This is a genomic window from Streptomyces guryensis (assembly GCF_021261325.1).
GTDB classification, from domain to species: domain Bacteria; phylum Actinomycetota; class Actinomycetes; order Streptomycetales; family Streptomycetaceae; genus Streptomyces; species Streptomyces guryensis.
This window is the reverse complement of record NZ_JAJSBI010000001.1, coordinates 160,427-176,219: the sequence shown is the minus strand read 5'-3', so window position 1 is coordinate 176,219 and position 15,793 is coordinate 160,427. Positions and strand designations below refer to the sequence as shown.

10 protein-coding genes are annotated in these 15,793 nt (G+C 70.5%); 1 reads left to right on the top strand and 9 read right to left on the bottom strand.

Translation table 11 applies throughout. The features are described 5' to 3' along the window. Positions 1-60: 60 nt before the first annotated feature. The gene (locus tag LJ657_RS00780; protein WP_232646128.1) at positions 61-936 is read left to right on the top strand and encodes a class I SAM-dependent methyltransferase; all 876 of its coding nucleotides are present in this window, start codon (positions 61-63) and stop codon (positions 934-936) included. Here LJ657_RS00780 and LJ657_RS00775 read toward each other — a convergent pair. The 9 genes from LJ657_RS00775 to iolB all read right to left on the bottom strand — a co-directional run bounded on the left by LJ657_RS00775 (position 912) and on the right by iolB (position 15,790). Beyond that, on the bottom strand, positions 912-2,114 hold the full coding sequence (locus LJ657_RS00775) for a glycoside hydrolase family 26 protein (protein WP_232646127.1): 1,203 nt from the start codon (positions 2,112-2,114) through the stop codon (positions 912-914). The genes LJ657_RS00780 and LJ657_RS00775 overlap by 25 nt on opposite strands. Before the next feature lie 119 nt (positions 2,115-2,233). Continuing rightward, positions 2,234-4,156 (bottom strand): AMP-dependent synthetase/ligase, encoded by a 1,923-nt coding sequence (locus LJ657_RS00770; RefSeq protein WP_232646126.1) that lies wholly within the window; start codon positions 4,154-4,156, stop codon positions 2,234-2,236. 97 nt (positions 4,157-4,253) lie between these two features. After that, a complete protein-coding gene (locus tag LJ657_RS00765; RefSeq protein WP_232646125.1) occupies positions 4,254-5,882 on the bottom strand; it encodes a vWA domain-containing protein in 1,629 nt (542 codons plus the stop codon). Between the two features lie 147 nt (positions 5,883-6,029). Beyond that, positions 6,030-6,902 (bottom strand): ABC transporter permease, encoded by an 873-nt coding sequence (locus tag LJ657_RS00760; protein ID WP_232646124.1) that lies wholly within the window; start codon positions 6,900-6,902, stop codon positions 6,030-6,032. Next, positions 6,899-9,679 carry a CocE/NonD family hydrolase gene (locus LJ657_RS00755; protein WP_232646123.1) on the bottom strand — a complete coding sequence of 927 codons (2,781 nt, stop codon included), beginning with the start codon at positions 9,677-9,679 and terminating at the stop codon, positions 6,899-6,901. The genes LJ657_RS00760 and LJ657_RS00755 overlap by 4 nt, the downstream gene beginning before the upstream one ends. 226 nt (positions 9,680-9,905) lie before the next feature. Beyond that, positions 9,906-11,306 carry an APC family permease gene (locus LJ657_RS00750; protein ID WP_232646122.1) on the bottom strand — a complete coding sequence of 467 codons (1,401 nt, stop codon included), beginning with the start codon at positions 11,304-11,306 and terminating at the stop codon, positions 9,906-9,908. 253 nt (positions 11,307-11,559) lie between these two features. Further along, complete coding sequence (mmsA, locus tag LJ657_RS00745; protein WP_232646121.1) at positions 11,560-13,062, bottom strand: CoA-acylating methylmalonate-semialdehyde dehydrogenase; 1,503 nt, start codon at positions 13,060-13,062, stop codon at positions 11,560-11,562. A 14-nt stretch (positions 13,063-13,076) separates the two neighbouring features. Continuing rightward, positions 13,077-14,966 (bottom strand): 3D-(3,5/4)-trihydroxycyclohexane-1,2-dione acylhydrolase (decyclizing), encoded by a 1,890-nt coding sequence (gene iolD / locus LJ657_RS00740; protein ID WP_232646120.1) that lies wholly within the window; start codon positions 14,964-14,966, stop codon positions 13,077-13,079. Further along, on the bottom strand, positions 14,963-15,790 hold the full coding sequence (gene iolB / locus LJ657_RS00735) for a 5-deoxy-glucuronate isomerase (protein WP_232646119.1): 828 nt from the start codon (positions 15,788-15,790) through the stop codon (positions 14,963-14,965). Before iolB ends, iolD begins: the two co-directional genes overlap by 4 nt. Between the last annotated feature and the right edge of the window lie 3 nt (positions 15,791-15,793).

Here is a 15,793-nt window from a genome sequence, read left to right as displayed (position 1 = left end):
AGCATGACAGTGCCAGACCTCCGGTGTCCGGCGTGTCCTGGGCAGGGAAAATCGCTGCGCATGGTCGTCGAAGACCGGTATCGACTGGTCCGATGCCGGGAGTGCCGCACTGAATATTTCCGGCCCGACCTGACGCTTGCCGCCCGCGCCAAAACGGAACCGGTCAGCGAGTACTGGGAGGAGTACAAGTTCGGCCTGTACGCGAGTGAGGATGTCCGCCGTGGCTACGAGCAGCGGTACACGGCGACACTCGATCAAGCCGAGCGGCTGACCGGACCGATCGAAACAGTCCTCGATATCGGATGCGGGATCGGCAACTTCGTCTCCTTCGCCCAGACCCGCTATGCCAACGCATACGGAGTCGACGTGGACCCCGATGCCGTGACCATGGCGCGCTCCCGCGGATTGCGGGTCGCTCTCAGCGAGGACCTGGACTCGCTGCTGCCCGACGCCACCGCAGATGTGGTCACGCTGTGGGATGTCATCGAGCATCTCTACGACCCGTTTCCCGTGCTGGGCCTGGCTCTGCAGAAACTCCGTCCGGGCGGCACGGTCATTTTCGAGACGCCGGATGCGTCGTTCCCGGTACGCCCGCTCATTCTGGCAGTGAATGCCGCGAGTCGCGGCCGGGTGGATTTGACGGGCCACATGTACTACTGGGAGCACAAGATCTATTTCACGGAAGCCGGGATGCGCGCAATCCTGGGCCGACTGGGCTGCAAGGTGGTCTCGGTGCAGCGCCCGACGTCTCCTCGGGCGAAGATGCAGGAGATCTTCACTCGCTATGCGGGCGCATCCTGGCCGAGCCGCGCCATGGCCCGTGCATGGCCCCGGCTCGAAGGCGCGGCCCGTCGCGCGGGACGCGGCAACAAACTGATCGTCATCGCTCACCGCGATCCCGGTCCTGCGGATCACCGCCGGCGCTCCGCCGATTGAAGCGGCGTCGGCAGCGGCACCGGTGTCGGCTCCGGTGGCTGGGGAATCACGGGCGCGGGCGGGACGGGGACGACGGGCCCCGGCGTCGGCTCCGGCAGGACGGAACTGGCCAGCACCGCACGGTAGATGGCCGCGGCCCGGGGGTTGTCGGTGCACAGCCACACGCCGTGCGGGCAGTAGTCGGTGATCGCGTTGTACAGCGGCTTGTGCTCGTCCATCCAGGCGAGCATGCGCAGCATGTACGTGACGTTGTCGCCGTTGCGGTACAGACCCCACTCCGGATACGAGATCGGCTTGTGGTGCGCCCGCGCGAAGTCCACGTGGAACTTCAGGCCGTAGGGCTCCGCCACCTCCTCGTCGAACGACATTCCGCGCGGCTGGTCGTACGAGTCCATGCCGACGATGTCGACGAAGTCGTCACCGGGGTAGCACTTCGGCCACGGAATCGCGTCCTGGCCCCGGTTCGGGGTGAAGTCGAACTTGAACTTCTGGCCGGGAATCGAGCGCATGACGGTGACGATGCGCCGCCAGTACCGGATCCAGTCCTCCGGGTCGGGGCCGCAGCGGTGGGTGTACGTGACGCCGTTCATCTCCCAGCCGAGCACCAGGACCGTGTCCGTCGCACCCAGGTCGACGAGGCGCTTCGCCAGCAGCCGGAAGTGCTCGTCGAACTCGCCGGCCGCGGCGCGCCGCAGCAGCCGTGCGACGGCGATGTCGGAGACCTGCGCCTCGTTGTGCTCCATCAGCGGGACGTTGAGCACGAGCAGCCGGTCGGGCTTGGCCAGCCGCCACTTGGCCCAGCTGTCGAGGAAGCCGTAACCGCCCTCGATGTTCTCCCACACGTCCCCCGGCAGATAGGTGTGCCCCACGCGCAGTTCGGTGCCGCCCAGCCAGCCGCTGAACTCCTTCAGCCGCACCAGCCCTTCGGGCTCGGAGTCGAGGAACGCGCCGAACGCGGCCCGCCGCACGTCCGCCACCGAGTAGGCGCGCGCGTCGTCCACGGGCGCGGGGCTGGGAGCCTGTGCGCCGGGCACCACGGGCGTGGCGCCCTGCGACTCGGGGTGCCGTGCGGCATCGGCGGGGGAGGCCGGGCCCCAGGCGAGAGCCGCTGACGCGACCGCTCCGGCGATGATGAACGCCAGTCGCCTGTGGGCGGACCGGCGGCGACGAGGGGTCATTCATCCTCCTTTGCCGCAATTCCGCACATTAATGACACACAGTCATATATCACTTAATTGCACCACTTGAGTCGGGCGACCAGTCATGGATCACCCGCACGAGTGACCTGGTCAGGCCGTCAGCCGCCGTACAGCGCCTCGATCTCCTCCGCGTACGCCGCCGTCACGGCGTGCCGCTTGATTTTCAACGACGGGGTGAGCAAACCGTTGTCCTCTGTGAACTCGCCCTCGACGAGGCTGAAGGCACGGACCGACTCGGCGCGGGAGACGGCCTCGTTGGCGTAGTCCACGGCCTTCTGGACGTCGGCGCACATCCGCGGATCCCGTACGACCTCCGCCATCGGGGTGTCCGCCGGCAGCTTGCGGACCGTCAGCCAGTGGGCGACGGACTCGGGGTCGAGGGTGATCAGTGCGGCGACGAAGGGCCGGTTGTCGCCGACGACGACGCACTGGCCGATCGGCGGGCGGCTGCGCAGCCGGTCCTCCAGGACGGCCGGGGAGACGTTCTTGCCGCCGGAGGTGACGAGGATGTCCTTCTTGCGGCCGGTGATGGTGAGGTAGCCGTCCTCGTCGAGGGAGCCCAGGTCACCGGTGGCGAACCACTCGTCCCGCAGTACGGCGTCGGTGGCGGCCGGGTTGTTCCAGTACGCGCCGAAGACGACCCCGCCCTTGATGAGCACCTCCCCGTCGTCGGCGATGCGCACCGCGGTGCCGGGGACCGGGACGCCGACCGTGCCCGGACGGGGCCCGAGGGGCGGGACGATGGTGGCGGCGGCGCTCGTCTCCGTGAGGCCGTAGCCCTCGTAGACGATGATTCCGGCGGCGTAGAAGAACAGGTTGAGGTTGCGGTCGAGGGGGGAGCCGCCGCTGATCGCGTAGCGCATACGGCCGCCGAGTTCCTTGCGGACACGGCGGTAGACCAGCAGGTCGTAGAGGGCCCAGGCGGCGTAGAGGGCGGGGCTCGGGCCCTTTCCCGTCTCCAGGAACCTGTTCAGGTACGCCTCTCCGAAGCGGACGCCGATGCGGTCCGCCCTGTCGAAGGAGGCGCCGCGGCCGATCTTCTCGGCGGTCGCACGGCCGGTGTCGTGGATCTTCTCGAAGAGGTACGGGACACCGACGAGGAAGGTCGGGCGGAACTCCTTGAGGGCGGGCCGCAGTTCGTCGGGCTTGATGCTGGGGCAGTGGCCGATCTCGATACGGGCCATCAGACAGGCGATCTGGAGGGTGCGGCCGAGGATGTGGGCGAGCGGGAGGAAGAGGAGGGTGGCGGCGACCTGACGGGTGACCTCCTTGAAGATCGGGTGCAGCAGCTCGACCGTGTTGGCGGCCTCGGCGTGCAGGTTGGCGTGGGTGAGGACGCAGCCCTTCGGCTTGCCGGTGGTGCCGGAGGTGTAGCAGATCGTCGCGATGGTCTCGGGGGTCAGGGCGGTGCGGCGCTTGGTGACCTCCTCGTCGGGGACGTCGCCGCCGAGGGTGACGAGATCGGTCATGGCATGGTCGTCCAACTGCCAGATGCGCGGCTGCCGTTCGTGCCGGGCCGTGCCCGTCGTCACCGTGGCGGCGTTCTCGAGGGTCTCGGTGACGACGTAGCGGGCTTCCGAGTCGCGGACGATCCAGTCGACCTGGTCGGCCGACGAAGTGGCGTAGATCGGGACCGTCTGGCCGCCCGCCGCCCAGATCGCGAAGTCGAGGACCGTCCACTCGTAGCGGGTGCGGCACATGACCGCGACCCGGCCGCCCGGTTCGAGGCCCGCCGCGATCAACCCCTTGGCCACGGCGGTGACTTCGCTGGCGAAGGCCGCCGCGGTCACCGGCTGCCAGGACCCGTTGGGGTGCCTGCGCCGCAGGACCACGGCGTCGGGGGCCTCGGTCGCGTTGGTGAAGGGGAGGTCGGCGGTACTGCCGGTGGCCGGACGCGCGGCGAGGGCGGGGGTGCGGGCCTCGCGTACGGTCCCGTCCTCGTCCCTGGTGACCTCGACCCTGGTGCGGGATGCGAGGTCGGTGCGCCGTTTTGCCCTTTTCAAGTCCTTGCGAACGCCCATGACGGCTCCCAGTCGGCTCTGACTGGGAGGTCAACTTACTCGCAAGTAAGGAAAGGTCAATGGGGCCGCGGTCAGCAGGCTTCCGTGGACTGATGTTCTAGTCCTGGCCGCCTCGGTCTGCCTGTTCTATCGCGTCGGCGAGCTGTTGTACGTCCTTGTCCTCGGTCCGGTCCGCCAGGTTCTCGGCGCGGTGGTGGAGTTCGCCGAGGCCGGGGGCGCCGGGGAGGGGGCGCCACCGTTCGTCGTTCTGGCGGAGGGCGTCGGCGAAGTAGGCGGCGACGGCGGTGACCTGGAAGCGGGGGCTCGCCTCCCAGAGGGAGTCGTGGAGGGCGCCGGTCTCCACTTCGCCGGACTTCTCGTGCGGGTCGCGGGTGTCGGGGTCGAGCCAGCGGACGGTGGCCGTGGCGAGGTGGCCGTCGGCACCCGGCCTGGTGCGGACGGCATAGAGGGCGGTCACCGTGTGGCCGGGGCCTACCTCGCCGCCGTCGACGCGGTCGTTGCGGAAGTCGCCGTCGGCGACCTGGCGGTCGTCGTAGCCGACGAGGCGGAACTCGGCGACCGTGGCGGGGTCGAAGGCGACCTGGGCCTTGGCGTCGCGGGCGGTCAGGTCGATGTTCTGCGGGAGGTCCTGGCAGAAGACCTTGCGGGCGTCGGCCTCCCCCGACACGTACACCGTGTGGCCGTCGCCCTTGTCGGCGAGGCGTTCCATGAGGGCGTCGCCGTAGTCGCTGCCGACGCCGACGCCGAAGAGCGTGATGCCGTACTCGCGGCGGGCCGAGGAGATGCGGTTCAGGATGGAGTCCGGGTCGGTGTCGCCGTCGTTGGCGAGGCCGTCCGAGATGAGGACGACGCGGTTGGTGGCGTTCTTGCGGCGGCCCTCGACGGCGGTGGCATAGCCGGTCTCGACGCCCGCGCCGAGGTTGGTGGAGTAGGTCGGCTCCAGACTGTCGATCGCTTCGTGGATCTTGCCGCGGTGGCTGCCGAGGCGGGTCATCGGCAGGACCTGCTCGGCCTTGTCGCTGAAGGTGACGATGGCGACCGAGTCGTCGTCGCGGAGCCGGTCCGTCATCGTGTCGAGGGACTTCTGGGCGAGGTCGAGGCGGCCGGGCTCGGACATGGAGCCGGAGATGTCGATGACGAAGGTGAGGGCCGCGGGCGGGCGTTCGCCGGTCTCGGTGGCCGGGCGGGTGGCGAGGCCGACGCGGACCAGGGACCAGTTCTTCTCGCCGGTGCGGGCGCCGTCGACGGTGACCGTGAAGCCGTTGCCGTCGGGGCGTTCGTAGTCCTGGCGGAAGCTGTTGACGAACTCCTCGGGGCGGATGGTCGACGGGTCGGGGCGCTGTCCTGCGGCGAGGGTGCGGCGGGCGTAGCCGTAGGAGGCGGTGTCGACATCGAGGGCGAAGGTGGAGAGGTGGTCGTCGGAGGTCGGGGACGGGCTCGCGAACCTGTCCTCGCCCTTCTGCTCGCCGGCCGTCGGGGCGGCCGGGACCGGGAAGCCCGTCCGGTGCGAACCGTCCGAGGCCTTGTTGCTGCTGTTGGAGCCGCCGCCCGCCCCGCAGGCCGTGAGCAGCAGGCCGCTCGTCGCCGTGAGGGCGAGGAGCGCTGCGCGCAGCCGTCGGGTGCGTGGGTGCGGCGTGTGCGGCCTACGGGTGCGTGGGTGCGGCGTGTGCGGCCTACGGGTGCGTGGGTGTGGCGTGCCCGGCCGTGGTGTTCGGTACCGCTCCATCTTCCGTGCCCCCTTGGTGTGTTGACGCCGACGTCTGTGACTGTGACGGCGCAGGGGGTCGGAGTGTGCGGCACGGGGTGTTGCGGATGAATCTCAAGACGGCCACGATCATGGCGGGTCGAGACCGGTGGGTGATCCTCCGTTGACCTAGGACACCACGTCCTTGCGGGCGAAACCCCGGAAGGCCAGGGCGAACAGCACGAGCGCGTACGTTATGGAAATCGCCGTGCCCTGGATCATGCCGGACCACTCGGGGTGCGGCTGGACGGCGTCCGCCCAGGCGAACTGCCAGTGCGCGGGCAGGAAGTCGCGCCAGTGGCCCAGGGCCGTCACGGCGTCCAGGACGTTGCCGACGATGGTGAGTCCGACCGCCCCGCCGACCGCCCCGAGGGGCGCGTCGGTCTTCGTCGACAGCCAGAACGCCAGCCCCGCGGTGACCAGTTGGGACACGAAGATGAACGCCACGACCACCAGCAGGCGCCCTGCCGCCGTCCCCGGGTCCAGCGCACCGCCGGTGGGGAGCTGGAGCGGGCCCCAGCCGTAGGCGGCCGTGCCCACGGCCAGTGCCACCACCGGCAGCAGGATCATCGCGGCCAGGCTGAGGCCGAGTCCGACGACGAGCTTGGACCACAGGAGGCGGGCCCGTGGGACAGGCGCGGCCAGCAGATAGCGCAGGGAGGACCAGCTCGCCTCGGAGGCCACCGTGTCCCCGCAGAACAGGGCGACCGGGATGACGAGCAGGAAGCCCGCGGAGACGAAGAGGTTGACGGCGGCGAAGTTGGCACCCGACGCGGTGGCCGTGTCCATCAGCGTCACCTGGCCGTTGCGGCCGCTGGGGTCGCCGCCGATCGCGAACGCGATCAGCAGCACGAACGGCAGCGCGGTGAGGATCCCCGCCATGATCAGCGTCCGGCGCCGCTTCAGCTGCCGGGCCAGCTCCACCCGTAGGGGCAGCGTGCGGCCGGCCCGGTAGCCGGGGGCGGCGTGAAGGGGCTCGGTGCGCTCGGCCAGCGTGCTCATGCGGAACCTCCGATCAGGGTGAGGAAGGCGTCCTCCAGGCGGCGGTGGGGGCCGAGGGAGGTGACCGGGACTTCGAGGCGCACCAGCTCTACGAGGAGGCTTGCAGCGGCGGTGCCCGTGCGTGGGGCTGCCGCCGGTTCGGAGGTGAGTGCCGCGGTTTGCCGTCGTTCGTCTGCGGCTTCGTCGTGGCTGTTCGCGCCCCGCGGCGGAGCCGCTGATGGATGCAGCCCCGCGCCCCTTTGGGGCGCCAGCCGGACCAGGAGGCCACCGTCCGTCCGTACCGCCGAGTCCACGCCGGGCAGGGCTGCCACCTTCTCGATCAGGGGGTCCGGGATGTCGGAGGCCAGGCCGACCAGGAGGGTGTCGCCGGAGCCGATGATCTCGGCTACCGGGCCCGCCTGGACGAGGCGGCCGCGGTCCATGACGACCAGGTGGGTGCAGGACTGCTCGACCTCCGCCAGGAGGTGGCTGGAGACGATCACTGTGCGGCCGGCCGCCGCGTAGCGGATCAGTACCTCGCGCATCTCGCGGATCTGGGGCGGGTCGAGACCGTTGGTCGGTTCGTCGAGGATGAGCAGGTCCGGGAGGCCGAGCATGGCCTGGGCGATGGCGAGTCGCTGGCGCATGCCCTGGGAGTAGGTGCGGACCGCTCGGGCGAGCGCGTCGCCGAGACCGGCGATCTCCAGTGCCTCGTCCAGGTGGGCGTCCTCGGGCGGGCGGCCCGTCGCCTGCCAGTACAGCTCCAGGTTCTCGCGTCCGGACAGGTGCGGGAGGAAGCCCGCGCCCTCCACGAACGCGCCGACCCGGGACAGGACGGGGGCGCCGGGACGGATCGCCTGGCCGAAGACACGGATCTCGCCGGCGTCCGGCCTGATCAGGCCCATCAGCATGCGCAGGGTCGTCGTCTTGCCCGCGCCGTTGGGGCCGAGCAGGCCGAGGACCTGGCCCTTCTCCACGCGGAAGGACAGGTCCCGTACCGCGTAACGGTCCGCCGACCTGGCGTACCGCTTGCTCAGGTCCGTGATCTGGAGCGGGACTTCGGCCAGCTCGGGGGACGGCGGCGCGGCGATCGTGCGGCGGCGGCCGGTGAGCAGCAGGGCCAGGGCGAGGACCGCGCCGGCCAGCGGGAGCCACCACACCCAGGACGGCAGCGGGGCGGCCGCGGTGGTCGCGCCGGGTGCCGTCGGCACCAACAGGTCGCCCTTGAGGGAGACGGTGTACGTCGCCGGGGCGGCCGGGGAGGCGTAGCCCAGGTCGGTGGAGGCGAGGACCAGGCGCAGCCGGTGGCCCTGCTCCACCTCGTGGTCGACGGCCGGGAGCGTGATCGTCACGTCCTTGCCGGCCTTCGCGCCCTGGACGCGGACGGGGGCCACCAGCTGCGAGGGCAGCACGGGACTGCCACGGCCGGGACCGACGTCGTACACCTTCCCGAACAGCACCGCGTCGTCGCTGGTCGACTTCACATGGACGGTGACGGTCGGCGATCCGGTGATCCGCAGGCCGCTGCGCACCGGTGCCGACTCGAACCGTGCGTACTGGCCGGGGAAGTCCAGTGACACCCCGACGCCGAGAGAGGACAGCTGGGCGAGGCCGCCGGAGCCGCCGAGGCCGGGCAGGGCGGAGACGGCGGGCGGGCTGCCACCCGCCGGGTTGGCGAAGCTCTGTTCCGTGCCCCTCAGCGGCACGGAGCGCTGTCCGCTCTCCAGGCCCGGGTACGTGTCGTCGGTCGCTCCCCGCAGCACGGCCGCGCCGTCCGTGGAGTCGACGCCTCCGGTGCGGGTGACACGGAAGGCAGGGCCCGTGTCCGTACCCTTCTCGTCCTTGAGGTACTGGTCGAACCAGGCACGTACGCGTGTCTGGACGCGGCTCGCCTCCATGTCGCCGCCGTCGTGCCCGCCGGCGATCCAGTCGACGTCGACAGGAGCGCCGTTGGCACGGATGGCCTTCGCCGCCGCGTCCGCCTGGCCGAGCGGGAAGAGGGAGTCCGTCTGGCCCTGCACCAGGAGGGTCGGCACCTTGATGCGGTCGGCGACGGCGGACGGGGAGCGGGCGGCCAGCAGCTCACGGGCCTGTGCGTCCGGCTTGCCCGACTCGGCGACCCGCTCGTACATCCGGCACAGCTCGGGCTGGAACTTGTCGCAGCCGCCGCCGGAGTTGATGAAGATGCCCGCCCACAGCTTCTTGAAGACGCCGTTCGGGAACAGCGCGTCCGCCAGGTTCCAGTACGTGATCGCCGGGGCGATGGCGTCCACTCGGTGGTCGTACCCCGCCGCCAGCAGCGAGATCGCGCCGCCGTACGAGGCGCCCGCGACGCCCACGCGCGGGTCGCCGGGCTTGTCGAGCTGGACCTGGGGTTGCTTCGCCAGCCAGTCGATCAGCTTGGAGACGTCGGCGACCTCGCCCTTCGGGTCGTTCAGCCCGATCTTGCCGGTGGACCTGCCGAAGCCGCGGGCCGACCAGGTCAGCACCACGTATCCGTCTTGGGCCAGGTCCTGCGCCTGCTGCCGGACGTCCTGCTTGCTGCCGCCGAAGCCGTGGGCCAGGAGGACGGCGGGGTGGCGTCCGCCGGTTGAGCCGGGGGTGAAGTACGAGGTGTCGATGCGGACGCCGTCCACTGCCATGACCCGGTCGGTGCGGTGTACCCGCGGTGCGTCGTCGGAGGCTGCGGTTGCCGTCCACGTACCTGCGCCGGCGAGTACGACGACTGCGGCCCCGGCGGCCAGCAGGCGCCGGGGCCGCCGAAGCAGCCCTCGCAGGCGGGGTAGTCGAAGATCCATGCCTCAACGGTACGGGGCGTCTCTGACAGTTGGGGCAGACCGCGGGGTGAACCGGGGGTATCCCTTGGGAGGACGGGGCGATCAGCCTGTACCGCGTTTGCTGTACGGCTACGAACTCGGTTCCTTCTTCAGGGTGCCGGGTGCGGCCGCGTCGTGGCTTGTCGCGCCCGTGCGGCGGAGCCGCATATCGATACAGCCCCGCGCCCCTGAAAGGCTTCGCCGGGCTTCAGGCCTGCGCGTCCTCCGGGATGGACACCAGCCAGCGGGTCTCCCTCCGGGGGCGGAGGTAGAAGGCCCAGTACAGGGTCGCCACCGCCGTGATGCCGCCCGTCCACAGGAGGTAGCTCGTCTCCTGCTGGCTGAGGATGTAGGCCAGGACCGCGATCAGCAGGAGGGGCATGGCCGGCCACAGGGGCATGCGCCAGGCCGGGGTGTGCTTGTGGGAGCCGCGGCGGGAGAGGAGGGCGGCTACCGCGACGAGGAGGTACATGCCCGTCACCGAGACGCCCGTGACGCCGTACAGGGTGTCGAGGTTCACGAAGCAGAGCAGGGCGCCGGGGACTCCGACGGCGAGCGTGGCGACCCACGGGGAGCCGAAGCGGCCGAGCTTGGCGAAGACGTTGTTGACGGGCTCCGGCCAGGCCTTGTCGCGGGCCGAGGCGAACAGGACACGGGAGTTCTGGATGACCATGACGATGCCCGCGTTGATGATCGCGAGAGCCACGCAGAGGCTGACGAAGGTGCCGACCGCGGAGTTGGACCAGGCGGTGACCATGGAGCTGATGTCGCCGCCGGTCAGCGTGGAGAGGTCCGGGGCACCCATGGTGATCGCCGCCACCGGGACCAGGATGATCACCGTGGAGATGGCGAGGGTGGCCAGGACCGTGCGGGCGACGTTGCGGCGCGGGTGCTCCAGTTCCTCGGAGAGGTAGACGGCGGTCGAGAAGCCCTGGGTGACGAAGAGGGCGATCGCCAGGCCCGACACCACCAGCATCGCCGTCACCGTGTCCGGGTGGCCGCCGTTGCCCGCCACCCGCATGGAGACCAGGCTCCCGGCACCCCGCTCGCTGTGCGCGAAGCCCAGGACCGCCACCACGGCCGCCGCGATGACCTCCAGGACCAGGAAGATGCCGGTGATCCAGGCGTTGGCGCGCAGGTCGAGCAGCCCGGCCAGGGTCGCCAGGAGCATGACTCCCGCACCCGCGATCGCCGGGTCCAGGTGGACGACCGGTGCCAGGTAGTCCGCCGTACCCATCGCGATCACCGGCGGGACGATCATCACGACCAGGAGGGACAGGACGAAGACGAGCCAGCCCGCGAGCCGGCCCGCCAGCGTCGAGACCATCGCGTACTCGCCGCCCGCGCTGGGGATGAGGGTGCCCAGCTCCGAGTAGCAGAACGCCACGGCGATGCAGAGGAGGGAGCCGATGGCGATCGTCAGGGCGGTGGCGGTGCCGAGCGATCCGAACAGGTCCGGGACGACCACGAAGAGCGTGGAGGCGGGGGTCACGCAGGAGAGGGTGAGAAGGGTTCCGCCGACCACCCCGATGGAGCGCTTGAGGGTCTTGGGGCTGCCGTCCGGTGCCTCTGGGGCGGCGGTGTCTACAGGGCGGAGCATGTCGGTCATACGGGCGGATTCCGATCGACTCGTGCGGATGACTCCGGCGGCTGGGTGGCTGCATGGAATCGCGACGAAAACCAGCGCGTCAATACCTGTTTACCTACGGAATCCGTAGATCAGAAGGCCATTTGATCGCGGATACGGCACTCAACGCCTGTCGACTCTCCGAGTTGGGCCCGTGCGGGAACCGTAGCCCGCGCGCACAAAAAACAGGGCCGTCCGTATGACGGACGGCCCTGTCGGGGTGCTCACACCACGGTCAGTGGTTGCGGGGGAAGCCCAGGTCGACGCCGGAGGGGGCGTCGGCCGGGTCGGGCCAGCGGGTGGTGACGACCTTGCCGCGGGTGTAGAAGTGGGTGCCGTCGTTGCCGTAGATGTGGTGGTCGCCGAAGAGGGAGTCCTTCCAGCCGCCGAAGCTGTGGTAGCCGACGGGGACCGGGATCGGGACGTTCACGCCGACCATGCCGGCCTCGATCTCCAGCTGGAAGCGGCGGGCGGCGCCGCCGTCCCGGGTGAAGATCGCGGTGCCGTTGCCGAACGGCGAGGCGTTGATCAGCGCCACGCCCTCCTCGTACGTGTCCACGCGCAGAACGCACAGGACCGGGCCGAAGATCTCGTCCTGGTAGGCCTTCGCGGACGTGGGCACCTTGTCGAGCAGCGAGATGCCGATCCAGTGGCCGTCCTCGAAGCCCTCGACCGTGTAGCCGGTGCCGTCGAGCACGACCTCGGCGCCCTCGGCCGCCGCGCCCTCGACGTAGGACGCCACCTTGTCGCGGTGGACCTTCGTGATCAGCGGGCCCATCTCGCTCGACGGGTCGTTGCCGGGGCCGATCTTGATCTTCTCGGCGCGCTCGCGGATCTTGGCGACCAGGTCGTCGCCGATGGAGCCGACCGCGACGACGGCGGAGATGGCCATGCAGCGCTCGCCCGCGGAGCCGTAGGCGGCCGAGACGGCGGCGTCGGCGGCCGCGTCCAGGTCGGCGTCCGGCAGGACCAGCATGTGGTTCTTGGCGCCGCCGAGGGCCTGCACGCGCTTGTGGTTGGCGGCGGCGGTGGTGTGGATGTAGCGGGCGATCGGGGTCGAGCCGACGAAGGAGACGGCCTTGACGTCCGGGTGCTCCAGGAGGCGGTCGACGGCCACCTTGTCGCCGTGCACGACGTTGAAGACGCCGTCCGGCAGACCGGCCTCGGCCAGCAGCTCGGCGATCTTGATGGACGCAGACGGGTCCTTCTCGGAGGGCTTGAGCACGAAGGTGTTGCCGGTCGCGATCGCGATCGGGAACATCCACATCGGGACCATGGCCGGGAAGTTGAACGGCGTGATGCCCGCGACGACACCGAGCGGCTGACGGATGGACGAGACGTCCACGCGGCTGGCCACCTCGGTCGACAGCTCGCCCTTCAGCTGCACGGTGATCCCACAGGCCAGGTCGACGATCTCCAGACCGCGCGCGACCTCGCCCAGCGCGTCGCTGTGCACCTTGCCGTGCTCGGCGGTGATCAGCTCCGCGATCGCGTCCCGGTTCGCCTCGAGCAGCGCCCGGAACCTGAACAGGATCGTGGTCCGCTTGGCCAGCGAAGAGGTGCCCCAGGTCAGGAAGGCGTCCTTCGCGGCGGCGACCGCCGCGTCGACCTCGTCGACGGACGCGAAGGCGACCTTCGTGGTGACCGCGCCGGTCGCAGGGTCGGTGACCGGCCCGTACGTGCCCGACGCGCCTTCGACGGTCTTGCCGCCGATCCAGTGGTTGACGATCTTCGTCATGCCCAGTTGCTCCTTCACAGATGGCGGCGTCGGGTCGAGACGTGCCGTTCGTACAGCTCGCGGGCCTTGACCGCGGACGGTCGGGTCGCGGTCTCGGCCACAGGTACATCCCACCAGGCCTGCGCGGGCGGCGGGCCCGACACAGTGTCGGCCGTTTCGGTCTCGACGTAGACACATGTGGGTGTGTCGGCGGCGCGCGCCTCGGCGAGCGCCCCCCGCAGGTCCGCCACGGTCTTCGCGCGCAGCACGCGCATGCCCAGGCTGGCGGCGTTCGCGGCGAGGTCGACGGGCAGCGGCGCGCCCGTGTAGGAACCGTCGGCAGGGGAACGGTGGCGGTACGCCGTGCCGAACCGTTCGCCGCCCACCGACTCGGACAGGCCGCCGATGGACGCGTACCCGTGGTTCTGGACCAGGAGGACCTTGATCGCGATGCCCTCCTGCACGGCGGTCACGATCTCCGTCGGCATCATCAGGTACGTGCCGTCGCCGACCAGCGCCCACACGGACCGTTCGGGGGCGGCCAGCTTCACGCCGATCGCGGCCGGGATCTCGTAGCCCATGCAGGAGTAGCCGTACTCCAGGTGGTACTGGTCCCGCGACCGCGCCCGCCACAGTTTGTGCAGGTCGCCGGGGAGGGAGCCGGCCGCGTTGATGATCACGTCCGACTCGTCCACCAGGGCGTCCAGGGCACCGAGGACCTGCGGCTGCGTCGGGCGTACGTCCGGCTCGTCGGCCTCGTAGCAGGCGTCGACGCGCTGCTCCCAGCGTTCCTTGTCCTCGGTGTACTCGGTGACGTAGGAGGCCGCGACCCGGTACGCGTGCATGTCGAGGGCCGCGGTCAGCTCCTGGAGGCCGCTGCGGGCGTCCGCGATCAGGGGCCGGCCGGCGAGTTTGTGGCCGTCGAAGGGCGCGATGTTGAGGTTGAGGAAGCGGACGTCCTCGCCGGCGAAGAGGGTGCCGGAGGCCGTGGTGAAGTCGGTGTACCTGGTCCCCACGCCGATCACCAGGTCGGCGGTGCGGGCGAGTTCGTTCGCGGTCGCCGTGCCGGTGTGGCCGATCCCGCCGACGTCCTGGGGATGGTCGTGGCGTAGAGAGCCCTTGCCGGCCTGGGTGGAGGCGACCGGTATGCCGGTGCTCCCGGCGAACTCGGCCAGGGCCTCCTCGGCGCGGCTGTGGTGGACGCCGCCGCCGGCGACGACGACAGGCCGACGCGCGGACCTGATCGCCCGTACCGCCTCGGCGAGTTCCGCCGGGTCGGCGCCCGGCCGTCGTACGACCCAGGTGCGCTCGGCGAAGAACTCGTCCGGCCAGTCGTACGCCTCCGCCTGGACGTCCTGTGGGAGGGCCAGGGTCACGGCGCCGGTCTCGACGGGGTCGGTCAGCACGCGCATGGCGTTCAGGGCCGACGGGACCAGGGCTTCGGGCCGGGTGACGCGGTCGAAGTACCTCGACACCGGGCGCAGGCTGTCGTTGACCGACACATCGCCGGCGTAGGGGACTTCGAGCTGCTGGAGCACCGGGTCGGCGGGGCGGGTGGCGAAGACGTCACCGGGCAGGAGCAGGACCGGGATGTGGTTGACGGTGGCGAGGGCCGCGCCCGTGACGAGGTTGGTGGCCCCCGGGCCGATGGACGTCGTCACCGCGTGTGTGGACAGGCGGCCCGACTGCCTCGCGTAACCGACCGCCGCGTGCACCATGGCCTGTTCGTTGCGGCCCTGGTGGAACGGCATGTCGTCCGCGTACTCGACGAGTGCCTGGCCGATCCCCGCCACGTTGCCGTGGCCGAAGATGCCCCAGGTGGCGCCGATCAGCCGCTGCCGGACGCCGTCGCGCTCGGTGTACTGGGCCGACAGGAAGCGGACGAGTGCCTGCGCGACCGTGAGCCTCGTCGTTGAGGACGTCATCGGTAACCCTCCGTATGTTCCGGATGGAAGCAGATCCGCCACTCCCGCGTCCGGCCCGGTCCCGCCATGACATTGAGGTAGTACATGTCGTGGCCGGGCTGGGCGATCGACGGGCCGTGCCATCCGTCGGGGACGAGGACGGCATCGCCGGAGCGGACCTCGGCGAGGACGTCCGATCCGCCCTCACGGGAGGGAGATACGCGCTGATAGCCGAAACCGTTCGGGCCGTCGATCTCGAAGTAGTAGATCTCCTCCAGCTCCGCCTCGACGCCCGGCCGGTGCTCGTCGTGCTTGTGCGGCGGGTACGAGGACCAGTTGCCGCCGGGGGTGATGACCTCGACGGCGATGAGCTTGTCGCAGTCGAAGCCGTCGGCGGAGGCGAAGTTGCGGACGTGCCGCAACCGGTTGCCGCTGCCGCGCTCTTCGACGGGGACCTCCGGCGCGGGGCCGTAGCGGGCGGGGAGTTGTCGCTCGCACTTCGCTCCTGCCAGGGCGAAGCGGCCTCCCGCGCCGGAGGCGATCTGGACCCGGGCGTCACGGGGTACGTACGCGAAGTCGGAGACCGACGCGAACACGTTGTCCCTGCCCAGGAGTTGGAACTCTTCGTCGCTTGTGCCGTCGGCTGTGCGCACGGTACATCCGCCCTGCAGCGGAAGCACGATCCACTCGCTCTCGCCGGTGGTGAAGGTGTGTGTACCACCCGGCTCCAGCTCGACGATCCGCAGGCTGCAGTACTCCCAGCCGGCCCGCTTGGGGTCGATGTCGAGCGCGTAGTTGGCGTCCGCGGTGGTGCCCCGCGCGACGTACAGCTCCTTGCTGGTCATGCG